This is a genomic window from uncultured Caulobacter sp. (genome assembly GCF_947036865.1).
Taxonomy (GTDB): Bacteria; Pseudomonadota; Alphaproteobacteria; order Caulobacterales; family Caulobacteraceae; genus Caulobacter.
The window spans coordinates 1-23,166 of the sequence record NZ_CAMQSF010000021.1; the positions used below are offsets into that span (position 1 = coordinate 1).

At 69.9% G+C, this 23,166-nt stretch carries 19 protein-coding genes; 7 read left to right on the forward strand and 12 right to left on the reverse strand.

The genetic code is table 11. The annotated features are described in order from the left end of the window. Nucleotides 1-562: 562 nt before the first annotated feature. From Q0V34_RS12555 to sdhC, 6 genes are all read right to left on the reverse strand, one after another. Nucleotides 563-883 carry a 2Fe-2S iron-sulfur cluster-binding protein gene (locus tag Q0V34_RS12555; protein WP_297512346.1) on the reverse strand — a complete coding sequence of 107 codons (321 nt, stop codon included), beginning with the start codon at nt 881-883 and terminating at the stop codon, nt 563-565. 27 nt (nt 884-910) lie between these two features. Further along, a complete protein-coding gene (locus Q0V34_RS12560) occupies nt 911-2,149 on the reverse strand; it encodes an FAD-dependent oxidoreductase (RefSeq protein ID WP_297512349.1) in 1,239 nt (412 codons plus the stop codon). A 141-nt stretch (nt 2,150-2,290) separates the two neighbouring features. Continuing rightward, the gene (locus tag Q0V34_RS12565; RefSeq protein ID WP_297512352.1) at nt 2,291-3,073 is read right to left on the reverse strand and encodes a succinate dehydrogenase iron-sulfur subunit; all 783 of its coding nucleotides are present in this window, start codon (nt 3,071-3,073) and stop codon (nt 2,291-2,293) included. Between the two features lie 7 nt (nt 3,074-3,080). Next, complete coding sequence (gene sdhA / locus Q0V34_RS12570; protein ID WP_297512355.1) at nt 3,081-4,868, reverse strand: succinate dehydrogenase flavoprotein subunit; 1,788 nt, start codon at nt 4,866-4,868, stop codon at nt 3,081-3,083. Then, on the reverse strand, nt 4,868-5,326 hold the full coding sequence (gene sdhD / locus Q0V34_RS12575) for a succinate dehydrogenase, hydrophobic membrane anchor protein (protein WP_297512496.1): 459 nt from the start codon (nt 5,324-5,326) through the stop codon (nt 4,868-4,870). Before sdhD ends, sdhA begins: the two co-directional genes overlap by 1 nt. Further along, nucleotides 5,293-5,700, reverse strand: a complete 408-nt coding sequence (gene sdhC / locus Q0V34_RS12580; protein ID WP_297512358.1) for a succinate dehydrogenase, cytochrome b556 subunit — start codon at nt 5,698-5,700, stop codon at nt 5,293-5,295. The genes sdhD and sdhC overlap by 34 nt, the downstream gene beginning before the upstream one ends. 180 nt (nt 5,701-5,880) lie before the next feature. Here sdhC and Q0V34_RS12585 point away from each other — a divergent pair, with 180 nt between their 5' ends. Then, nucleotides 5,881-7,320: a sensor histidine kinase gene (locus Q0V34_RS12585; RefSeq protein ID WP_297512361.1), complete on the forward strand. Its 1,440-nt coding sequence runs from the start codon at nt 5,881-5,883 to the stop codon at nt 7,318-7,320. A 7-nt stretch (nt 7,321-7,327) separates the two neighbouring features. Here the strand turns inward: Q0V34_RS12585 and Q0V34_RS12590 are convergent, their stop codons facing one another. Next, nucleotides 7,328-7,912 (reverse strand): NUDIX domain-containing protein, encoded by a 585-nt coding sequence (locus Q0V34_RS12590; protein WP_297512364.1) that lies wholly within the window; start codon nt 7,910-7,912, stop codon nt 7,328-7,330. Between the two features lie 10 nt (nt 7,913-7,922). Next, nucleotides 7,923-9,041 carry a cell division protein ZapE gene (gene zapE, locus Q0V34_RS12595; protein WP_297512367.1) on the reverse strand — a complete coding sequence of 373 codons (1,119 nt, stop codon included), beginning with the start codon at nt 9,039-9,041 and terminating at the stop codon, nt 7,923-7,925. Nucleotides 9,042-9,127: 86 nt separating this feature from the next. Here zapE and tsaE point away from each other — a divergent pair, with 86 nt between their 5' ends. From tsaE to trxA, 6 genes are all read left to right on the forward strand, one after another. After that, a complete protein-coding gene (gene tsaE, locus Q0V34_RS12600; protein ID WP_297512370.1) occupies nt 9,128-9,574 on the forward strand; it encodes a tRNA (adenosine(37)-N6)-threonylcarbamoyltransferase complex ATPase subunit type 1 TsaE in 447 nt (148 codons plus the stop codon). Continuing rightward, complete coding sequence (amgK, locus tag Q0V34_RS12605) at nt 9,564-10,655, forward strand: N-acetylmuramate/N-acetylglucosamine kinase AmgK (RefSeq protein WP_297512498.1); 1,092 nt, start codon at nt 9,564-9,566, stop codon at nt 10,653-10,655. The genes tsaE and amgK overlap by 11 nt, the downstream gene beginning before the upstream one ends. Continuing rightward, entirely contained in the window at nt 10,652-11,377 is a 726-nt protein-coding gene (gene murU / locus Q0V34_RS12610; protein WP_297512373.1) for an N-acetylmuramate alpha-1-phosphate uridylyltransferase MurU, read from the forward strand. The genes amgK and murU overlap by 4 nt, the downstream gene beginning before the upstream one ends. Next, complete coding sequence (gene addB, locus Q0V34_RS12615; RefSeq protein WP_297512376.1) at nt 11,374-14,361, forward strand: double-strand break repair protein AddB; 2,988 nt, start codon at nt 11,374-11,376, stop codon at nt 14,359-14,361. Before murU ends, addB begins: the two co-directional genes overlap by 4 nt. Before the next feature lie 163 nt (nt 14,362-14,524). Next, on the forward strand, nt 14,525-17,992 hold the full coding sequence (gene addA, locus Q0V34_RS12620; protein ID WP_297512379.1) for a double-strand break repair helicase AddA: 3,468 nt from the start codon (nt 14,525-14,527) through the stop codon (nt 17,990-17,992). Nucleotides 17,993-18,112: 120 nt separating this feature from the next. Then, nucleotides 18,113-18,445, forward strand: a complete 333-nt coding sequence (gene trxA, locus Q0V34_RS12625) for a thioredoxin (RefSeq protein WP_297512382.1) — start codon at nt 18,113-18,115, stop codon at nt 18,443-18,445. Nucleotides 18,446-18,621: 176 nt separating this feature from the next. On the opposite strand, the gene Q0V34_RS12630 is transcribed toward trxA, so the two are convergent. From Q0V34_RS12630 to trpB, 4 genes are all read right to left on the reverse strand, one after another. Next, complete coding sequence (locus Q0V34_RS12630) at nt 18,622-19,938, reverse strand: folylpolyglutamate synthase/dihydrofolate synthase family protein (RefSeq protein WP_297512385.1); 1,317 nt, start codon at nt 19,936-19,938, stop codon at nt 18,622-18,624. 71 nt (nt 19,939-20,009) lie between these two features. Beyond that, nucleotides 20,010-20,936 (reverse strand): acetyl-CoA carboxylase, carboxyltransferase subunit beta, encoded by a 927-nt coding sequence (gene accD, locus Q0V34_RS12635; protein ID WP_297512387.1) that lies wholly within the window; start codon nt 20,934-20,936, stop codon nt 20,010-20,012. Between the two features lie 12 nt (nt 20,937-20,948). Continuing rightward, nucleotides 20,949-21,776: a tryptophan synthase subunit alpha gene (gene trpA, locus Q0V34_RS12640; protein ID WP_297512390.1), complete on the reverse strand. Its 828-nt coding sequence runs from the start codon at nt 21,774-21,776 to the stop codon at nt 20,949-20,951. Nucleotides 21,777-21,936: 160 nt separating this feature from the next. Further along, nucleotides 21,937-23,157: a tryptophan synthase subunit beta gene (gene trpB / locus Q0V34_RS12645; protein WP_297512393.1), complete on the reverse strand. Its 1,221-nt coding sequence runs from the start codon at nt 23,155-23,157 to the stop codon at nt 21,937-21,939. Between the last annotated feature and the right edge of the window lie 9 nt (nt 23,158-23,166).

Here is a 23,166-nt window from a genome sequence, read left to right on the forward strand (position 1 = left end):
GGCTATCTAGCGAACCACCATCACCATGTCAAATCGTTTTTTCAAACTTTTTGACCTGGATCGGCGAACCCTGGAAATCCAGGAAGCGCCGAGGTGGCGAGCTTCTAGAGAAGCCAACCAAGTCGGTCAAGCATCTATTTTGAGAAGATCTCAAAATCTCTACTTAACCAGTTCATCATCGCGCCGCTGAATTCTTGCGAAATCTTGGCGGCGATGACCGGAGCGGCGCTTCTAAAGAGGCGACATTCCGAAGTCAACCAACTCTTTTCGACTTTTTCGCGTCGCCGGAAACCCGGGAACGAAGAGACAAAAAGAAGACCCTCAGGGCTGCCGAAGCCGCCCTCGCGGATCCTCATCGAGTCGATTGGAGCGCGGTGTTTAGCCAAGCGTCTTGAGCGATGCAAGCGCCCTTTCGGGGCCGCGTCGTCCGGTCGCGAAGCCGTTCCGAGCGAGGCGTTGATCTAGTCCCCGCCCCGCGCTCTGGCAACCCCCTCGCGACAATATAACGACGCTCTTTTGACGAGGCCGGGAACGAACCGGCGCGGACGACATCCGCGACGCCTCAGTGCTGGCTCTCGGGGAGACGGACCACCAGGCCGTCCAGCGCGTCGGACACCTTGATCTGGCACGACAGGCGGCTGTTGGGCTCGACGTTCTCGGCGAAGTCGAGCATCGACTCCTCCATGGCCGACTTGTCGCCGGTCTTGGACAGCCAGGCTTCGTCCACATAGACGTGGCAGGTGGCGCAGGCGCAGGCGCCGCCGCAATCGGCGTCGATGCCCGGCACGTTGTTCTTCACCGCGCCTTCCATGACGGTCAGGCCGGGCTTCACGTCGATCGCGTGCTCGGTCCCGTCGTGCTCGATATAGGTGATCTTGGCCATGTGTTTCCTGTTACCCCTGGCGCGACCTTAGGCCGCCACCTCTTTCATGGACACCGATGAATCGGCGAGCTTGTCGACATCAACCGGCGCGCGCTTGGCGATCAGCTGCTTGCCGGCCATGAACTCGGGCGGCGCGTTGATCGCCTCGACCGCCTGGATCAGGTCGCCCTTCAGATGGAAGACCGCGAACTTCGCCGCCGCCGGATCGCCGCGCACGACTTGGCGGTCCGCCTCGAACGGCAGGCCGGCGATCTGCAGCTTCAGATCATACTGGTCGGACCAGAACCACGGGACCTCGGGCGCCGGCCCGGGCCGGCCGAGGATCGCGGCGGCCGCCTGCTTGGCCTGTTCGAGGGCGTTGGGCACGCTCTCGAGCCGGAACCTGCGGTCATAGAGCGGCAGCGGCCGGTGGGTCACGTCGCCGATCGCGAAGATCGACGGATCGCTGGTCCGGGCCTCCAGATCCACCACCACGCCGCCGGCGGTCTCCAGACCCGCGTCCTTGGCCAGTTCGTCATTGGGAACCGCGCCGACCCCGACCAGGGCGACGTCGCAGGCCACGGCGCGCCCATCGGCGAACCGCACCGCCCTGACGTGGCCGTTCTCTCCGTCGAAGCCGGCCACGCCGGCGTTCAGTTCGAACGCCACGCCGTGCTTGGCGTGATAGGCCTGGAAGAAGGTCGACAAGGTTTCGCAAGCGACGCGGGCCAGGACCCGGCTCTCGCGCTCGATGACCATGGCGTGGCTGCCGAGCGCGCGGGCCGAGGCGGCGGCCTCCAAGCCGACATAGCCCCCGCCGATCACGGCCAGGCGCTTGTCGGCCCCCAGGGCGTGCTTGAGACGCTCGGCGTCGGCGGCCGTCCGCAGCGACAGGACGCCGGCCAGATCCGCGCCCGGGATCGGCAGCGCGCGGGCGCGGGCGCCGGTGGCCAGGATCAGAAAGTCGTAGGAAATGACCTCGCCAGAGGCCAAGGTCACCGTCTTGGCCGAGCGATTGATCCGCTCGGCCACGCCTTGCAGGCGTAGGGAGACATTGTTCTCGGCGTACCACTCGGCGGGTTTCAGCGAGAGCGAGTCGGCGTCGGCCTCGCCCTTCAGCCAGGCCTTGGACAGGGGCGGACGTTGATAGGGCAGGAGCGGCTCGTCGCCGATCAGAACGATGCGGCCCTCGTGACCATATTGACGCAGGAACGCGGCGGCCGAGCCGCCGGCGTGACCCGCGCCGATAATGACGACGCACGCGTTCTGATTGGCTTCAGCGCTCAACGACGCCCTCCCTTTCGTCAAAAATGACGGCGGCGTCACCTATTGGCAAGCGCCTTGATCGCGGCGGATAGATAGACAGGAAAACGGCGGCCGAAACCCAGTTTCGGCCGCCGTTTCGCGGACTCAACGAACCATCGCCCGTCAGACGACGCGCTCGACCATCATCTTCTTGATCTCGGCGATGGCCTTGGCCGGGTTCAGGCCCTTCGGGCAGACCTGGGCGCAGTTCATGATCGTGTGGCAGCGATAGAGCTTGAAGGGGTCCTCAAGCGCGTCGAGGCGGTCGCCGGTCGCCTCGTCGCGGCTGTCGATCAGCCAGCGATAGGCGTGCAGCAGGGCCGCCGGACCCAGATACTTGTCGCCGTTCCACCAGTAGCTGGGGCACGAGGTCGAGCAGCAGGCGCAGAGGATGCATTCGTAGAGACCGTCGAGCTTCTCGCGGTCCTTCGGGCTCTGCTTCCACTCGGTCTGCGGCTCGGGCGTATCGGTGTGCAGCCAGGGCTCGATCGAGGCGTACTGCGCGTAGAACAGCGTCAGGTCCGGGATCAGGTCCTTGACCACCGGCATGTGCGGCAGCGGGCTGATCTGCACGGCCTTGCCCGGGACCTCTTCCCAGCCATGGGTGCAGGCCAGGGTGTTGCGGCCGCCGATGTTCATCGCGCAGGAGCCGCAGACGCCTTCACGGCACGAGCGGCGGAAGGCCAGGGTCGGGTCGATGCTGTTCTTGATATAGAGCAGAGCGTCCAGCACCATCGGGCCGCAGGCGTCGACGTCGACGTCGTAGGTGTCCCAGCGCGGATTGCCGCCCGTTTCCGGGTCGTAGCGATAGATCTTGAAGGTCTTGACCTTCTTGGCGCCCGCCGGAGCCGGCCAATGCTTGCCCGACTTGATCTGCGAGTTTTTGGGGAGAGCGAGTTCGACCATCGGACCCTCAGTAGACCCGTTGCTTCGGCGGGATATAGGCGATGTCGTCGGACATCGTGTAGCTGTGCACCGGGCGGTAATCGATCTTCACCGCGCCGGACCGAATGTCGAGCCAGGCCAGGGTGTGCTTCATCCACTCGGCGTCGTTGCGGTCGGCGAAGTCCTCGCGGGCGTGGGCGCCGCGGCTCTCGGTGCGGTTGGCCGCGCCGTTCACCGTGACCACCGCCTGGCCGATCAGGTTGTCGAACTCCAGGGTCTCCATCAGGTCGGTGTTCCATACCAGACCGCGATCGCTGACCTTGATGTCCGCCGCCTTGTCCCAGACGGCCTGGAGGCGCTTGACGCCGCTTTGCAGGCTCTCACCGGTGCGGAACACCGCGGCGTCCTCCTGCATGGCCTTCTGCATCTCGAGGCGCAACTCGGCGGTGCCGGTCGAGCCCGAGGCGTTGCGGAAGCGGTCGAAGCGCGTCAGGTGGGCTTCGGTCTGGGCGTCCTTCAGCTCCGGCTGCTTGGCGCCCGGCTTGACGATCTCGGCGCAGCGCAGGGCCGCGGCGCGACCGAACACGACGAGGTCGATCAGCGAGTTCGAGCCCAGGCGGTTGGCGCCGTGCACCGAGACGCAGGCCGCCTCGCCCACGGCCATCAGGCCCGGGATCACCTGGTCGGGATTGTCGCCCGCCTTGGTGACGACCTCGCCGTGATAGTTCGTCGGGATGCCGCCCATATTGTAGTGGACGGTCGGCAGCACCGGGATCGGCGCCTTGGTGACATCGACGCCGGCGAAGACCTTGGCGGTCTCCGAAATGCCGGGCAGGCGCTCGGCCAGGATCTTGGGATCCAGGTGGTCGAGGTGCAGGAAGATGTGGTCCTTGTTCGGACCAACGCCCCGGCCCTCGCGGATCTCGATCGTCATCGCGCGGCTGACCATGTCGCGGGGCGCCAGGTCCTTCACGGACGGCGCATAGCGCTCCATGAAGCGCTCGCCCTCGGAATTGGTCAGGTAGCCGCCCTCGCCGCGCGCGCCCTCGGTGATCAGGCAGCCCGCGCCGTAAATGCCGGTCGGGTGGAACTGCACGAACTCCATGTCCTGCAGCGGCAGGCCGGCGCGCAGCACCATGGCGTTGCCGTCGCCGGTGCAGGTGTGGGCCGAGGTGGCCGAGAAGTAGGCGCGGCCATAGCCGCCGGTGGCCAGCACGACCATCTGCGCCTGGAAGCGGTGCAGGGTGCCATCGTCGAGCTTCCACGCCGTCACGCCGCGGCAGACGCCGCCGTCCATGATCAGGTCGAGGGCGAAGTACTCGATGAAGAACTCGGTGTCGTGGGCCAGCGACTGGCCGTACATCGTGTGCAGCATGGCGTGACCGGTGCGGTCGGCCGCGGCGCAGGTGCGCTGGATCGGGGCCTCGCCATAGTTCTTGGTCATGCCGCCGAAGGCGCGCTGATAGATCTTGCCGTCGGCCGTGCGCGAGAAGGGCACGCCCCAGTGCTCGAGCTCGTAGACCGCCGCCGGGGCGTTGCGGGTCAGGTACTCGATGGCGTCCTGGTCGCCCAGCCAGTCCGAGCCCTTGACGGTGTCGAACATGTGCCAGCGCCAGTCGTCCTGGCCCATATTGCCCAGCGAGGCCGAGATGCCGCCTTGGGCCGCCACCGTGTGGCTGCGGGTCGGGAACACCTTGGTGATGCAGGCGGTCTTCAGACCGGCCTGGGCGCAGCCCAGCGCGGCGCGCAGGCCAGAGCCGCCGGCGCCGACGACGACGACGTCGAACTTGTGATCGATGAACTTGTAGGCCGACATCAATGGGCTCCGGTCACGGTCAGGGCGGCAACCTTGAGGATCGAGAAGATCCCGACGGCGCCGGCCGCCACGCAGACGAACAGATTGCCGATCACCAGGAACGACTTGGTCGTGAAGCGATGGATGTAGTCCTCGATCACCACCTGCACGGCGTTCTGCAGGTGCGTCAGGGCGGCCACCAGCAGCAGGGCCAGCAACACGGCGTTCAGCGGCTGGCCGAGCCAGGCGATCGCGGTGTGCTGGTCAGCGCCGATCAGTTTCAGGCCGGCGAAAACGCCCCACAGGCTCAATGGCGCCAGGGCCAGGCCCGAGACGCGCTCGGTGATGAAGTGGCTGACGCCGTGGTGCGCCGAACCCATGCCGCGCGCGCGCGACAGCGGCGTGCGGAACTGCTGGGGCTGGAAGAGGTCGTTCTTGCTCATGATCAGAACGCTCCGTTCGCGTGGGCGATGACCCAGGTGACGATCGTCGCCACGACCGCGAAGGCGATCGCCATGGCGCCGGTCATGTCGGCGAAGCGCGGCGTGAAGCCCTTGCCAGCGTCCCAGAAGGTCTGGCGGATCGTGTAGGCGACATTGAAGAAGACGGCGAAGGTCTCGCCCAGCAGGACGAGCTTGCCGATCGGCGAGCCGATCACGGCGAGATAGCCGGCATAGGCTTCCGGGCTGGTGGCCAGGGCGGCGACCCAGCCCGCCAGGATCACGGCGCCGACCCACAGCCCCATGATGCAGCCGCGATGCAGGATCGAGCACGCCATGGTGATATGCCAGCGCCAGACGGAAAGGTGCGGCGACATCGGGCGCTCAGGCAGCCCCCGGCTCGTGTCGGTCATGAAAGGTCCAACCTCAGTAGCCTTTGTGCGTTGCGGGACGCTTTTAAGCGCGGGGGCGGGGGTGTCAATTAAACGGCGCCCTGTTGAGAAACGTTTGCAATTGGCGATCCAAACGCGCTTGGAACCATTAAGGTCAAGCTTGCGTTATCGTCGGTCGCTAACGGGGAAGCGGGCGCGGCGATGCATGATCCGATCGACTTCAGGGCGGTGTTCGATCGGATACCGACCCCCTACATGATGATGGACCAGGATCTGGTCATCGTGGAGATGAACCAGGCCTATCTGGACGTCACCGCCCGCCCTCGACACGAGATCGAGGGCCGCTACGTCTTCGACGCCTTCCCCTCCGAGGGCGAGAGCCGGCGGCTGCTGGAGGAATCGCTACGCCGCGTGCTCGACACGGGCGAGAACGATGTGATCGCGGTCCTGCGCTACGCCATTCCGCGTCCCAAGGAAGCGGGCGGAGGCTTCGAGGACCGCTACTGGAGCTGCACCCATACCTGGGTCCCGCGAGCGGACGGCGGCGGCTTCATCCTTCAGAACACCCAGGACATCACCGACCTGCGCCGCCTCAAGGACGAGGCGTTCCGGCCCGAGGCGCCGGCCACCACCGCCATGCTCGGCGATTCGGTGCTGCGACGGGTGGAGACGCTGCAATCCCAGAGCTTCCAGATCCGGCGGCTCTTCATGCTGGCGCCGAGCTTCGTGGCGGTTCTGCGGGGACCGAACCACGTCTTCGACTTCGCCAACGAGTCCTATCTGCGGCTGATCGGCCGGCGCGACATCGTCGGGCGGCCCTTGCGCGAGGCCCTGCCCGAGATTCGCGATCAGGGCTTCATCCCGCTGCTGGACGAGCTGCTGCGCTCGGGTCAGCCCTTCATCGGACGGGACGTGCCGGTGATGCTGGCGCGCAGCCCCGGAGAGCCGATGGAGGAGCGCTTTCTCGACTTCATCTATCAGCCGATCCTGGGCGAGGACGGCGGCGTGTCCGGCATATTCGTCGAGGGCTCGGACATGACCGAGCGGGTTCTGGCCAACCAGCGCCAGCGGCTGCTGCTGGACGAGCTGAACCACCGGGTCAAGAACACCCTCGCCACGGTGCAGGCCATCGCCCAGCAGACGCTGCGCGGCGCGACCACGCCCGAGAGCTTCGCCGCGGCCTTCGAGTCACGGCTGCTGGCCCTGTCCCAGACCCACAACGCCCTGACCGACAGCCAGTGGGCGGGGGCGGGTCTGCGGCAGATCCTGATCCAGGAGCTCGGCCCCTACGGCGCCGAACGGGTGTCGTTGGACGGGCCGGACGTGCATCTGCCCGCCCGCGTGGCGCTGTCTCTAGGCATGGTGTTCCACGAACTGGCCACCAACGCCGCCAAGTACGGCGCCCTGTCCAACGCCGGCCGGCTGGCCCTGACCTGGTCGGTGACGGAAGACGAGAACCTCGTGTTCGAGTGGCGCGAAACCGGCGGGCCGCCCGCGCGGCGGCCGGAGCGGCGCGGCTTCGGCTCCCGCCTGATCGAGCGCAGCATCTCCGGCGAACTGCGGGGCCGCATCGACACCGACTATGGTTCGACGGGGCTGGTCGTGCGCTTCGACGTGCCGCTGGCGCGCGATTTCGACTGACCTGCCCTCAGGCCCGGAACGTCGTCAGCGCCAGGTGCTGCAGCAGCATGATCGTCTTGGCGTCGCGGATCCGGCCATCGGCGACCATGGCCAGCGCCTCGTCGATCGTGGGCTCCAGCACCTCGATGTCCTCGCCCTCCTCGGGGTGGCCGCCGCCCTCGCCGATCCGCATCGAAGCGTCGTAGGGCGCCACGAAGAAGTGCAGGATCTCGGTCACCGAGCCCGGGCTCATGAACGCCTCGAACACCTTGCGCACCTCGCCGAGGCGATAGCCGAGCTCTTCCTCGACCTCGGCGCGGATCCGGGTCTCGGGTTCGGCGTCGTCCAGCAGGCCGGCCGCCGCCTCGATCAGCAGATCGTCATGGCCGTTCACGTACGCCGGATAGCGGAACTGCTTCACCAGCAGCACGGTGCGGCGATCCAGATCGTAGGGCAGCAGGACCGCCCCATTGCCGCGGTCGTAATGCTCGCGCGACTGGGTCTGCCAGCGCCCGTCCCGCCGCTTCCAGTCGAAGGTCGTGGTCTTCAGGACGTACCAGTTGTCGGACAGCAGCTTGGTCTCGCGAACACGGATCCGGTCCTGGATGGTCATCGCCTGCTCCTTAGTCCCGCACCCGCGCCACATAGTCGACCGAGCGCATTTCCTGCAGCCGCGAAACGGTCCGCTCGAACTCGAAGGCCCCGTCGCCCTCGGGATAAAGCGCCTCCGGCTCGGCCTCGGCCAGGGCCACCAGCTTGACGTTGGCTTCGTAGAGCGCGTCGATCAGGGTGTTGAAGCGCTTGGCCGCGTCGCGCTTGGCCGGCGAGAGGACCGGGATGTCCTCGATGAAGATGGTATGGAAGCGCTCGGCGATGGCCAGATAGTCCTGCGGTCCCAGCGCCTGCTGGCAGAGGCTGGCGAAGGACGAGCGCAGCAGCCCGCCGGCGGCGCGGGGCAGGCGCATCTTCCGGCCCAGCACCTCCAGGGTCGCGCCGGTCTCTGGCGCGCCGTCCAGCATGTCGCTCCACAGGCGGTCGAACTCGGCCTGGGTCGCCTTGTCGTTCGGCGCCAGCCACAGCCGCGCCGCGCGGAGCCGATCCAGCCGGAAGTCGACGGGGCCGCGCACCGCCACGATGTCCATCGCCGACTTCAGCATGTCGATGAACGGCAGGAAAAGCTGGCGGTTGATGCCGTTCAGATAGAGATCCTCCGGCGGCCGGTTCGAGGTGGCCACCAGGGTGACGCCCCGCGCGAACAGCGCCTCGAACAGCCGCCCCAGGATCATGGCGTCGGCGATGTCGGTGACCTGCAGCTCGTCGAAGCACAGCAGCCGCGCGCCGTCGGCGATCAGGGCCGCGGTCGGGGCGATCGGATCGTCGCCCTTGTGCTGGCCAAAGCGCGCCTTGCGCGCCGCCGCGTCGCCTTTGCGCCAGGCGTCGATGTCGCGATGAACCTCGGCCATGAAGGCGTGGAAGTGGATGCGCAGCTTCTTCTGGGTCGGGGCGCTCTCGAAGAAGAGGTCCATCAGCATGGACTTGCCGCGCCCGACCGGCCCCCACAGATAGACGCCCCGCTGGCTCTTGGGCTTGCGGCCGAACAGCGAAAAGCCCGGCTCGCCGGCGTTGTCGAGATCGGCCTCCAGCCGCGACAGCGCCTCGACGGCGGCGGCCTGAGCGGCGTCGGGCTTGATCTCGTCCTGGGCCAGGCGCTGACGATAGGCGGTGCGGAGGGATGTCGGCATCGAAGACTGCGGTTAGCGCGGCGGCGGCGCGGGGGAAAGGGCCTTGCGCCCTCAACATCGGCCCAGCGACGCGCTATGGGGTGGGCATGACCATCCTCCGCCTGCCGGACGAGGCCGCGACCCAGGCGCTGGGACGGCGCCTGGCCGCCGTTCTCCAGCCCGGCGACGCCCTCTGCCTGACCGGCCCGCTGGGCGCGGGCAAGTCGACCCTGGCCCGCGCCCTGATCCGCGCCCTGACCACGCCGGACGAGGAGGTCCCCAGCCCGACCTTCACCCTGGTGCAGTTCTACGAGGCTGCCGGATTTCCGCTGGCCCATTTCGACCTCTATCGCCTGAGCGACCCGGACGAGGCCTACGAGATCGGCCTCGACGAGGCGCTGGACGGCGGCGTCGCCCTGATTGAGTGGCCGCAGCGACTGGAAGGGCGTTTGCCGGCGAATCGGCTCGATATAGACATCGCCCTCGACGGCGACGCGCGGCGCGCCGTGATCGTGGGGCATGGACGGTTCGAAGGGCGTGATCTTGAGTTCTGAGCGCGAGGCGGCCAAGGCCGCGTTCCTGGCGGCGAACGGCTTCGGCGGCGTCCGGCGCCAGTTCCTCGGCGGCGACGCCTCGACGCGGTCGTACGAGCGGCTGCATCGCGACGGCGGCGACACGTTCATCTTCATGGACCAGCCGCCAGCCCTGGAGAGCGTCGTCTGCCCGCCGGGCGCGACCGACGCCGAGCGGATCGCCCTGGGCTACAACGCCGCCGCGCGCCTGGCCGCCGGCTCGGTCGCCGCCTTCGTCGCCACCGCCGACTATCTGCGCCAGCGCGGCCTCTCGGCGCCGAGGATCTTCGCCTACGACGTCGTGCAAGGCCTGGCCGTGCTGGAGGACCTGGGCGATGGCCTCTACGCGACCCTGATCGCCGAGGGCCAGGACGAACGCCCGCTCTACGAGGCCGCCGTCGACCTGCAAGTGGCCCTGCACGCCGAGACGCCGCCCGAGGTGCTGGCCGTCGACGACGTTCAGTGGCCGTTGCTGACCTACGACACCCTGGCGCTGAAGCACGCCACCGACACCTTCCTGGAATTCTGGCCGCGTTTCGCCGGCATTGACGCCTTCGGCCCCGAGGCCGTGGCCGAGTGGGACGCGCTGTGGGCGCCGGTCTGGGTGCGAGGCGAAGGCGGCGCTAGCGTCTTCACGCACCGCGACTATCACGCCCAGAACCTCTTGTGGCTGCCCGAGCGTGAGGGCGTGGCCCGCGTCGGCCTGCTGGACTTCCAGGACGCCCTGCGCGCCCACCCCGCCTGGGACCTGACCCACCTGCTGCAGGACGCCCGCCGCGACGTCTCGCCGGACCTGGAGGCGGCCATGCTGGACCGCTATCTGGCCGCCCGACCGGCGGTCGATCGCGGAGCCTTCCTCGCCGACTACCGCGCCCTGGCCGCCTCGAACGCCGCGCGGATTCTGGGCCGGGTCTTCGCGCGCCAGGCCCTGCTGGGCCGCCGCCAGTACGAGGCCTACATGCCGCGCACCTGGCGCTATCTGGAGCGGAACCTCGGCGATCCGGCGCTGGCGGGCCTCAAGGCCTGGTTCGACGCCCACGTGCCCGCGGAGTCCCGCCGATGAGCGCCCCCAAGATCGCGATGGTGCTGGCCGCCGGCCTCGGCACCCGCATGCGGCCCCTGACCAACGACCGGCCCAAGGCCCTGGTCGAGGTCGCCGGCAAGGCCCTGATCGACCACATGCTGGACCGCCTGGCCGCCGCCGGGGTCGCGACCGCCGTGGTCAATGTCCACTATTTCGCCGACCTCGTCGAAACCCACTTGCGCGCCCGCGAGGCCAGAGGTCTTGGCCCGCGCATCGTCATCTCCGACGAACGGGTCCAGGCCCTGGAGACCGGCGGCGGGATCAAGCATGCCCTGCCGCTGCTGGGCGAAGGGCCGGTGTTCGTGGCCAATATCGACTCCATCTGGCTCGAACACGGCGGCGCGGCGATCGACGCGGTGGCGGCCGCCTGGGATCCGGCCAGGATGGACGTCTGCCTGATGCTGGCCTCGACCAGCGGGTCGCTCGGCTTCCACGACACCGGCGACGTCTTCCTCGGCGATGACGGCGTGGTGCGCTTCAAGGACGCCGGCGAGATGGCCCCGCTGGTCTATGTCGGCGTGCACATCTGCAAGCCGGCGATCACCGCCGAAGGCCCCGAGGGGCCGTTCTCGCTGCTGCCGCTGTGGAAGCGGTTGGCCGTCGACCACCGCGTCCATGGGGTCGCGCCAGAGGGCCTATGGATGCACGTGGGCGATCCGGAGGCCAAGATCGTCGCCGAGACCAGGCTCGCCCAGGGATGAGCGCCCCGGCCCCCTTCTTTGATCGTGAGGGGCCGCGCTGGTTCTCGATCCCCGCCCACCGTCCGTTCGTCGACGACCTGGCGCGCGGCCTGCTGAACACGCTGGAGCCCCTGGGTCCCGAGGCCCTGCCGCGCGCCACGATCCTGACCCCGACCCGCCGCGGCGCCCGCGCCCTGGCCGACGCCTTCCTGGCCGTGACGGGCGGGCGGGCCCTGCTGCTGCCGCAGATCCGGCCGCTGGGCGACCTCGACGAGGGCGAGCCGCCGTTCGAGCCCGGCGATCTGGTCCTCGACCTGCCCCCGGCCATCTCGTCGCGACGCCGCCGGTTCGAGCTGGCGCGACTGGTCGTCGACCATGGCGACAAGCTGTCGTTCGAGCCCGGTCCGGTCCAGGCCCTGGAACTGGCCAAGGCGCTCGCCGACTTCCTCGACAGCTGCCAGATCGAGGAGATCGCGTTCGAGGACAAGCTGGACGGCCTGGCCGACGGCGATCTCGCCGAGCACTGGCAGGTCTCCGCGCGGTTCCTGAAGGCGGTGCTGCGCGCCTGGCCGGAGCGGTTGGAGGCCCTGTCGCTGATCGACGTCTCCGAGCGCCGCGTGAAGCTGCTGCGCGCGCTGGAGCGGCAATGGCGCGACCATCCGCCGAGCGAGGTCCTGGTCGCCGCCGGCTCGACCGGCACGGCGCCGGCCACCGCCGACCTGCTGGCCGTGATCGCCGCCGCCCCCAGGGGCGCGGTGGTCCTGCCCGGCCTCGACGAGGATCTGGCCGACAGCGCCTGGGCCAAGATCGAGGACACCCCGGGCGAGCAGCATCCGCAGGGCGCGATGAAGCGCCTGCTGGACCGGGCCGGCGTGTCGCGCGCCGACGTCCGCCCGTGGGTTCCCGAGGTCGACAGCCGGGGCCGCTGGCGGCGGCGGATCATCAACGAGGCCCTGCGCCCGGCCGAGGCCACGGCCGACTGGCTGGCCCAGATCGCCGCCCTGCGCGCCGAGGCGCCGGGCCTCGATCCCATCGCCGAGGGCCTGTCGGGGCTGTCGGTCATCGCCGCCCGCGCCGAGGAGGAGGCCGCCGGCGCCTGCGCCTTGCTACTGCGCGAGGCGCTGGAGGATCCGGAGCGCACCGCCGCCCTGGTCACGCCCGACCAGACCCTGGCCCGCCGCGTGATGACCCGCCTGCGCCGCTGGGGCGTGATCCCCGACAGCTCGGCGGGCGCGCCGCTGGCCGCCGCCGGCGCGGCGATCCTGGCTCTGCACCTGGCGCGCCTGGTCGAAGAGCCGCTGAACCCGGTGCGGCTGCTGGCCCTGGCGAAGCACCCGCTGGTGCTGGCGGAGGACGAGACGCCCGCCGCCGCCCTGCTGGAGCGCAAGGGCCTGCGCGGCGCGGCGCCGGGATCGAAGACGGTCCTGCGCGCACGGTTGCGCGAGTTCCCCGAGGCGCTGGCCCTTTGCGATAGGGTCCTCGCCGCCATCGACCACGCCGCCGCGCCCTATCGCGACAACCTCGCTCGCCCCTGCCACGCGGCCCAGGCCCTGGTCGAGGCGCTGGAAGGCCTGGTCGCGCCGAACCGCCTGTGGGCCGGCGGCGCGGGCGAATGCCTCGGCGCGCTGATGGCCGCCCTGATCCAGGACGGCGAGCCCCTGCCCGACGCCTCGCCCCAGGCCTTCGCCGACATTCTCGACCGCCTGGTCAACGAGGAGACCGTGCGCGTCGGCGGCGCCACCCATCCGCGCCTGCGGATCCTGGGCGCCATCGAGGCTCGACTGGTCCGCGCCGACCGTCTGGTGCTGGCCGGGCTGGAGGAAGGCGTCTGGCCGCGGGGCGCGCCGATCGATCCGTTCCTGTCGCGGCCCATGCGCAAGCGCCTGGGCCTGCCGCCGCCGGAGCGCCGCGTCGGTCTCACCGCCCACGACTTCGCCCAAGCCGCCAGCGCGCCGGACGTGGTGCTGGTCCACTGCGAGCGGCGCGGCGGCGCGCCGGCCGTGGAGTCCCGCTGGCTGTGGCGGCTGAAGACCCTGGCCGCCGGCGCGGGCCTTGCCCTGCCCCGCCGTGACGACGTGCTGGACTGGGTCCGCGCCATGGACGCGCCCGATCCCTACGCCCCGATCAAGCGCCCCGAACCGCGTCCGCCGGTCGAGGATCGCCCGCGCAAAATGGCCGTCACCCGGATCGAGGCCCTGACCCGCGATCCCTACGCCGTCTGGGCGCGGGATATCCTCAAGCTCTATCCGCTGGAGCGCCCGGACGAGCCGGTGGAGGCGCGGGCGCGGGGCACCGCGATCCACGCCGCGTTCGAGGCCTTCGCCGAACGGTTCCCCGACGCCGTGCCAAGCAACGCGGCGGCCGTGTTCGAGCAGCTCTATGTCGACGCCCTGGTCGCGGCCGGCATGCCGCCAACGGCCCTCGCCCGCGAAAAGGCCCTGGCCCGTGAGGCGGCGCTGTGGGTGGCCGACTGGGAGCGCCATCGCCGCGCGACCGCCCGCCGGGTCGTGGTCGAGGCCGAGGGCCGGCTCGAGCTGTCGATCAACGGCCGTCCCTTCACCCTGACCGCCAAGGCCGACCGCATCGAGCCCACCGCCGACGGGACCGCCCACATCCTCGACTACAAGACCGGCGCCGCGCCGTCCCAGAAGCAGGTCGACACCGGCTTCTCGCCGCAGCTGACCTTGACCGCCGCCATCCTGATGAACGGCGGCTTCCCGGATCTGGGCGCCCCCGCGCCGGGCGACTTGACCTATGTCCGCGTCACCGGCCGGAGACCCGCCGGCGAGGAGCAGGTCCGCGCCCTGGCCGGCGGCGAGAGCGAGGAGGCCGCGCGCAAGGCGATCGACGGCCTGGTCAAGCTGATCGCCCGCTATGATGATCCGGACGAGCCCTACCGCTCGCGGGTCGCCCCGCAGTTCGTCAAGGAGCACCCCGGCGACTACGCGCATCTGGCGCGGGTGTTCGAATGGTCGACCAGCGGCGATGATGGGGAGGGCGAATGAGCGCGCTTGTCGAGATCCTCCCCTTCTGGGGGAGGTGGCCCCCACGGGTCGCGCGAATCGCGCGCCCGAGGACAGGCTCCGGGCCGGAGGGGGCAGCTCGGCCCGCGTCCAGCTGCCCCCCTCTGTCGCTCCGCGACAGCTCCCCCAGCGGGGGAGCAGCTTCATGACGCTCGACCCCCAAAGCATCGCCGCCGACCCGGCGATCTCGGCCTTCGTCACCGCCAACGCCGGGTCGGGCAAGACCAAGACCCTGATCGACCGGGTCGCGCGGCTGCTGCTGGCCAAGGTCCTGCCCGAGGCCATTCTGTGCGTGACCTACACCAAGGCCGCCGCCGCCGAGATGCAGCGGCGCCTGTTCGAGCGCCTGGGCAAATGGTCGGTGACCAGCGACGCCGATCTGCGAGCGGAACTGGCCAAACTGGTCGGCGCGCCCGAGGAGGCCTATGACGCGCGCCGCCTTTCGGAAGCGCGCGCCCTGTTCGCCCAGGCGCTGGAGACGCCCGGCGGGCTGAAGATCCAGACCATCCACGCCTTCTGCGAAAAGCTGCTGCGGCGGTTTCCGCTGGAGGCGGGCGTGTCGCCCAGCTTCACCGTCATGGACGACCAGGCCGGCGCCGCGATCGCCCGCGCCGCCCGCCGCGCCGTCGCCGCCTGGGTCGACACGCACGACGACGCCTTCGCCCGGGCCTATGCCCGCTTTTCGGTGGCGCTGGATTTCCAAAGCTTTGAGGCGATGTTCGACGGCTTCGAGGCGCGGCGCGGCCAGATCATCAGTTACTTCGATCGTTGTGGCGGTCCCTCGGGGGCCGTCGCCGATGTTTGGAAGAACTGCGGCTTCGAGGCGCCTACCTCGGCCGAGGACCTGGCCGCCGAGGCGATGTCGCGCCTCGACCTCGGCGCCTGGCGCGCGGCGGCTACGGTGCTGTTCGACGGCGGCGGCAAGCAGGACGCCAAATACGCCGAGGCCCTGGCCGCCGTCGCCCGCGATCCCGACGCGACGCTGGACCTGGCCCTGCGCGCCCTGTTCACCGAAGGCGGCGAGGGAACGGCTGCCACCTGGCCCGCCAAGACCTCGGGCCTGAAGAGCCGCGAGGACCTGCGCGAGGCGCTGCTGCTGGAACAGGCCAAGCTGGAGGCCGCCCGCGAACGGGTCCGCGCCGCCAAGGTGGCCGAGGACACCCAGAACGCCCTGCTGCTGGCCGGTCTCTATATCGAGCGGCACATGGCCGAGAAGGCGGCGCGCGGGGCGCTGGACTTCACCGACCTGATCGACAAGACCCGCGTCCTGCTGACGCAAAAGGTTCAGGCCGCCTGGGTGCTCTACAAGCTGGACGGCGGCGTCGACCACATCCTGCTGGACGAGGCGCAGGACACCGCGCCCGAGCAGTGGGAGATCCTGCGCGCCCTGACCGCCGACTTCTTCTCGGGCGAGAGCGCCGAGGGCTGGCGCGGCCAGCGTCGCGCCGAGCGGACGCTGTTCGTGGTCGGCGACGAGAAGCAGTCGATCTATTCGTTCCAGGGCGCGGACCCCACGCGCCTCTTGGAAGAGACCCAGGGCTATATCGCCCGGATCGAGGCCGTCGGCGCGGTGGGCAAGGGCGTGCCGCTGACGGTGTCCTACCGCTCGACCCGCGAGGTCCTGAGCTTCGTCGACGCGCTGTTCTCCGATCCGGAGACGCGGCAGGGCGTGCCGCCGCCGGTGGGACAGGACCTCGTCCGCCACCAGCTCTTCCGCCACGGCCATCCGGGCTGCGTCGATCTCTGGCCGCTGACCCGCGAACCGCCCGGCGAGGACCGCGAGGCCTGGGAGGCGCCGCTGGACGCCGAGGGCGAACGGAGCGCCAACCGCCGCCTGGCCGAAGCGATCGCCGCCGAGACGAAAGCGATCCTCGATCGCGGCGACGCGGTGTTCGACAAGGACCTTGGCCGCCACCGCGCCGCCCACGCCGGCGACATTCTCGTCCTCGTCCGGCGGCGCAAGGCGCTGTTCGAGGAGATCCTGCGCGCCCTGAAGCGGCGCGGCGTGCCGGTCGCCGGCGCCGACCGGCTGTCGCTGTCCAGCCATATCGCCTTCGAGGACCTGCTGGGCCTGGGCCGGTTCGTGCTGTTCCCCGACGACGACCTCACCCTGGCGGCGCTGCTGAAGACGCCGTTCTGCGGGCTGGCGGACGAGGACGTGTACGCCCTGGCCAAGGGGCGGCGCGCCACGCTGTGGACCGAGCTGCGGCGCCGCGCCGAGGAACGCCCCGCGTGGGCCGCCGCCAAGACGGTGCTCGACTGGGCGTTGGCCGAGGGCCGCCGCCGGCAGCCGTTCGAGTTCTTCGCCGGCTGGCTTGGCCTGACCGACGACACCGGGCGCTCGCATCGCGCCAAGGTGCTGACCCGCCTGGGGGCCGAGGCCGAGGAGGCGCTGGACGAGTTCCTGGCCCAGGTGATGGAGGCCGAGCAGCGGGGCGTGCGGGACCTGGAGGCCCTGGTCGCCGACTTCGCGGCCCTCGACATCGTGGTCAAGCGCGAGATGGAAGGCGCCCGCCGCGAGGTGCGGGTGATGACCGCCCACGGCTCCAAGGGGCTGGAGGCGCCGATCGTCTTCCTGCCGGAAACCACGGTGAAGCGCGGCGCGGGCGGCTCGCCGCTGCTGGTCACCGAGGACGGCGCGTTGCTGTGGTGCGCCAGCGGCAAGGGCGACTGCGAGGTCTCGGCCAAGGCGCGCAAGCTGCGCGAGGACAAGGAGAGCCAGGAGGCGCTGCGCCTGTTGTACGTCGCCCTGACCCGCGCGCGGGACCGGCTGATCCTGTGCGGCCGCATCGACGCGCGGACCAAGGACGACAAGGTCGGCGGCTGGTACGCGGCCGCGCGCGCCGCCTTCGCCCATGCCGACATCGCGCCGGAGGTCCGGACGATCGGCGAGGGCGAGACGGCCTTTCTGCGCTACGGCCCCGATCCGGTTCCCGCGCTTCGCGTCGTGTCGAGCGGCCCCGTTCCGGTCATGGCGCCCGCCTGGATCGCGCGACCCGCGCCCGCCGAACCCGCCGCCGCCCGCTACGCCGCGCCGTCGCGGCTGGAGGACAACGCCCGGGTTCCGGCGCCGTCGCCTCTGGCCAGGGTCGCGGGTCTGGGCCGCTATCGGCGCGGCGAGCTCGTCCACAAGCTTCTGCAGCTGCTGCCCGATGTCGCGCCCAGCCAGCGGGCCGACGCCGCCCGCCGTCTGCTGGCCGCCGAGCGCGACCTGACCGACGTCCAGCGCGAGGAGATGGCGGCCGCCGCCTTCGGGGTGCTGGACGACGCCCGCTTCGCCGCCGTGTTCGGTCCCGGCTCCCGGGCCGAGGTCGCCCTGGCCGGGACCAGCGCCCACCTGCCGCAAGGCCTGGCCGTCTCCGGCCGCGTCGACCGTCTGGTGGTGGACGAGACCCGAGTGCTGGTCGTCGACTACAAGACCAATCGTCCCTCGCCCGATCGCATCGAGGACGCCGATCCGGCCTATCTGGCCCAGATGGCGGTCTATGTCGCGGTGCTGCGCGAGGTGTTCCCAGGTCGGGCGATCGAGGCGGCGCTGGTCTGGACCGACGGTCCCAAACTGATGCCCGTTCCAGAAAAGGTGATGACCGACGCGCTGGCGGCCCTGGTCTAGACCGTTGCCGGTCTAGCGCCGTCCTCCTACATCTTGCACAAGCGCCCGGAACGAATCCGGGGAATCGGATCTTATCGCGTCCTCCGCGCCGCCGCGCGCGACGCCAGACTGGAGCAAGCCATGAGCACCGTTGCGGTGACCGACGCCACCTTCGAAGCCGACGTCCTGAAGGCCAGCAAGCCCGTGCTGGTCGACTTCTGGGCCGAGTGGTGCGGTCCCTGTAAGCAGATCGCCCCGGCCCTGGAGCAGCTCTCGGAAGAGCTGGCCGACGTGGTGACGATCGCCAAGGTCAATATCGAGGACAGCCCGACGACCCCCTCGCGCTATGGCGTCCGCGGCATCCCGACCATGATGCTGTTCCGCGACGGCCAGATGACCTCGATGAAGGTCGGCGCCATGCCCAAGGCCAAGATCCTGGAATGGCTGAACGAAGCCGGCGTTCAGGCGGCCTAAGGCCCCTCTTCCGCTGAAGTTCGAAGCGCCCGTCCCGGTCCGTCCGGGGCGGGCGTTTTCGTTCCACCGAACCCGATCTTCCCGGCGAACGCCCGGACCCAGATCGCGCCCCTCGTCGCTCCAGATGAATCTGGACCCCGGCATTCGCCGGGGAAATCGGATTTGAGGCCGAGCCTTTAGGTTGGCCAGGTCTCCGGACTCATCGCCAGCACCTCGCCGGCCAGGTACAGCGAGCCGCAGATCAGCACGTGCGGCGTCGGCTCCAGCTGAAGGGCGCGCTCCAGGGCCTGTTCGACGCCAGCGCAGGCCGTCGCGCGCAGGCCAGCCAGTTCGGCGGCGGCTGCGGTCTCGGCGGCGCTGGCGGCGGCGTGGCCTTCGAAGGTCACGGTGAAGACCTTGGCCGCCACCTCGCGGAACGGCGCGAAGAAGCCGGTAGCGTCCTTGTTGGCCAGGAGGCCCGCGATCAGCGCCACCGGCCGGCCATCCCTCGCCGCCAGCTCGGCCAGGGCCCGCGACACCGCGCGGCCGGCGTGCGGATTATGGCCGCCGTCCAGCCAGAGGTCGGCGCCGGCGGCCTTGGCGCGCTCGGCCAAGGGCCCTGCGGTCAGGCGCTGGAAGCGCGCGGGCCAGACGGCGCTGGCGATCCCCCGCCCCATGGCCGCCTCGTCGATGCGCCGATCACCCAGCGCCAGCAACGCCGCGACCGCGAGGCCGGCATTGGCGAACTGGTGCTCGCCCGGCAGCGAAGGAGCCGGCAGGTCCAGCAGGCGATCCTGGGTCTGCACCAGCAGCCGGCCGCGCTCGCTCCAGGCGTCGAAGTCGCGGCCCATCAGGGTCAGCGCGACGCCGGCCAGGGCGGCCGTGGTCTCCAGCACGTCCTCGGCGTCGCCGTGCTGGCGGGCCGAAACGACGGGCGATTCCGGCTTGATGATCCCGGCCTTCTCGACGGCGATCTTGGCGATGGTGTCGCCGAGGAACTCGCGATGGTCGATGTCGATCGGGGCGATGACGCTGACCGCCGGCTTGGCGATGACATTGGTGGCGTCCAGCAGGCCACCCAGCCCGACCTCGAGGATACAGAGATCGGCGGGGATCTCCGCGAAGGCGACGAAGGCCGCCGCCGTGGTGATCTCGAAAAAGGTGATCGGCAGGCCGGCGTTGGCGCGCTCCACGCGATCAAGAACGTCGGCCAGATGGTCGTCGGTGATCAGCGTCCCCGCCAGGCGAATGCGCTCGGCGAACCGCACCAGATGCGGCGAGGTGAAGACGTGGACCTTCAGACCCGCCGCCTCGGCCATGGCGCGCAGATAGGCGACGGTCGAGCCCTTGCCGTTGGTGCCCGCCACGTGGATCACCGGCGGCAGGCGGTCCTGCGGATCGCCCAGGGCGGCGCAGAGCCGCCGCATCCGATCCAGCGACAGGTCGATCAGCTTGGGATGCAGCGCCTTCAGCCGCTCCAGGGCGGCGTCGTGGGCGCGGAGGTGCTCGGTCATGTGGGCGAAGGCCCCCTCCACCGCCGTCCGGCGGTCTCCCTCCCCCAAGGAGGGGGAGGAAGGCTTTCGTCTCAGGCCGCCTTGCGGGCGCGGCCCATCATCAGGGTGCCCAGGATCGAGCCCAGCACCTGCGGCAGCTCCTTGCGGTGCGTGACGCGGTCGACCATGCCCTTCTCGACCAGATATTCCGAGCGCTGGAAGCCCGGCGGCAGGGTCTCGCGGATGGTCTGCTCAATGACGCGCGGACCGGCGAAGCCGATCAGGGCGCCTGGCTCGGCCAGGTGGATGTCGCCGAGCATGGCGTAGGAGGCGGTGACCCCGCCGGTGGTCGGGTCGGTCAGGACCACGACGTAGGGCAGGGCCGCGTCCTTCAGTTCGTTGATGGCCAGGGTCGTGCGGGCCATCTGCATCAGCGACAGCGCGCCCTCCTGCATGCGCGCGCCGCCGGCGGCGGTGAAGGCGATCAGCGGGGCTTCACGCTCGAGCGCGGCCTTGGCGGCGGCGATGAAGCCCTCGCCGGCGGCCATGCCCAGCGATCCGCCCATGAAGGCGAAGTCCTGCACCAGCACCACGGCCGGAACGCCGCCGACCTTGCCATGGGCGATGGCCATGGCGTCCGGCTCGCCGGTGGCCTTGCGGGCGGCGGCCAGCCGGTCCTTGTAGGGCTTGCCGTCCGAGAACTTCAGCGGGTCCTCGACCACGGCCGGCGTCGGCAGAGCCTCGTACTGGCCCTCGTCGAAGGTGAACTTGAAGCGGTTCTCCGGCCCGATCCGCATGTGGCGACCGGCCGGCGTGACCCACAGGGCCGCCTCCAGGTCGGCGCGGAAGATCATCTCGCCCGTGTCGGGGCACTTGATCCACAGGTTCTCGGGCGTCTCGCGCTTGGCGAAGGCGCCGCGTACGCCCGGGGCGATCCGCGACAGCCAGCCGCCGCGGCGGCCCTCGGCCGGAGCCTTCTTGTCGCCCTTCTTCGGGTCCTGGGGTTCAGCCATAGCCATAGCCTTAAAGCCTCACTTCGTCCCGACTCGCGCCGATCGCACAGCCTTAGCCAGCGCCGACGCCTTGAGAAGAACCTTCTCGGTCACGTTTTCGTTCAACTGGGCCGCCGCCTCGATTTCATCCACCAACGCCGAGCCCACCACGGCGGCGTCGGCGATGCGGGCCACGGCCGCGGCCTGGTCGGGCGTGCGGATGCCGAAGCCGACAGCGACCGGCAGGCCCGAGGCCTTGCGCAGGCGCTCGACGGCGGGCGCGACCTCGGCCGCGTCGGCCGACTTGACGCCCGTCACCCCGGCGACCGAGACATAATAGACAAAGCCCGAGGTGCGGCGCAGCACCGCCGGCAGGCGCGCGTCGTCGGTGGTCGGCGCGGCCAGGCGGATCAGGGCGATCCCCTCGGCTTCCAGAGCGTCCGACAGCGGGTCGGCCTCTTCCGGCGGGCAATCGACGATGATCAGCCCGTCGACCCCGGCGGCGGCGGCCTCGGCGGCGAAGACCTCGAAGCCCTTGTGCAGCACCGGGTTCAGATAACCCATCAGGATGATCGGCGTATCCTGGTCGCTCTCGCGGAAGGCGGCCACGAGGTCCAGCGTCCCCCGCAGGGTCATGCCCGACTTCAGGCCCCGCTGGGCGGCGCGCTGGATGGTCGGCCCCTCGGCCATCGGGTCGGAGAACGGAAAACCCAGCTCGATCAGATCGGCGCCGGCGGCGGGCAGGCCCTTGAGCACGTCGAAGGTCGTGGCCGCGTCAGGGTCGCCGGCCATCACATAGGTCACGAAGGCGGCGCGGTTCTCGGCCTTCAGCGCCGAAAAGCGGCGGTCGATACGGTCTTTGGTCATGAATTCGCGTTCCCCGAGCCCTCCCCCTTGATGGGGGAGGGTTGGGTGGGGGTGATGCAGTCGTCAACGCCGCACAGGCTCGCCGGTCGACGTCGTGCGAGCACCCCCATCCCCGACCCTTCCCCCATCGAGGGGGAAGGGAGCTTAAAAACGTCACCGATCAAATCGAGCGTCCCAAGGCTTCGGCCACCGTGAAGATGTCCTTGTCGCCGCGGCCGCAGAGATTCATCACCACGATCTTGTCCTTGCCGAGCTCGCGGGCGATCTCGCCGACGCGGGCCAGGGCGTGGGCGGGCTCCAAGGCCGGGATGATGCCTTCCAGGGTCGAGCACAGCTGGAACGCCGCCAGGGCCTCCTCGTCGGTGGTCGAGACATATTCGGCGCGGCCGATCTCGTGCAGGAACGAATGCTCCGGCCCGATGCCCGGATAGTCGAGACCGGCCGAGATCGAGTGGGCGTCGATGATCTGGCCGTCTTCGTCCTGCAGCAGATAGGTGCGGTTGCCGTGCAGCACGCCGGGACGCCCGCCGGTCAGGGAAGCCGCGTGCTTGTCGGTCGAGACGCCATGACCGGCCGCCTCGACGCCGATCAGGCGAACGCCCTCGTCGTTCAGGAACGGGTGGAACAGGCCGATGGCGTTGGAGCCGCCGCCGATGCAGGCGACCACCGCGTCGGGCAGGCGGCCTTCCATCTCCAGGATCTGCTGGCGGGCCTCGGTCCCGATCACGCTCTGGAAGTCGCGGACCATCACCGGATAGGGGTGCGGGCCGGCCGCCGTGCCGATCAGGTAATAGGTGTCGTGCACGTTGGTGACCCAGTCGCGCATCGCCTCGTTCATGGCGTCCTTGAGGGTGCCCGTCCCGGAGCTGACCGGCCGGACTTCCGCCCCAAGAAGATTCATGCGGAAGACGTTGGGCTTCTGCCGCTCGACGTCGGTGGCGCCCATATAGACCACGCAGGGCAGGCCAAAGCGCGCGCAGACGGTGGCGGTGGCCACGCCGTGCTGGCCGGCGCCGGTCTCGGCGATGATCCGGGTCTTGCCCATGCGCATGGCCAGCAGGATCTGGCCCAGCGCGTTGTTGATCTTGTGCGAGCCGGTGTGGTTCAGCTCGTCGCGCTTGAAATAGATCCTGGCCCCGCCGAAGTGCTCGGTCAGGCGCTCGGCGAAATAGAGCGGGCTGGGCCGGCCGGCGTAATGGGTGTTGTAGCTCTTCAGCTGGGCCTGGAAGTCCGGATCGGCCTTGGCCTCGGCATAGGCCTTGCCCAGGTCGAGAACCAGCGGCATCAGGGTCTCGGCGACATAGCGACCGCCGAACCCGCCAAAGCGGCCTTCCGCATCGGGATAGGCCGAATAGTCATTGGGTTTCGCAGGAGCGTTCACGAGCTCTCC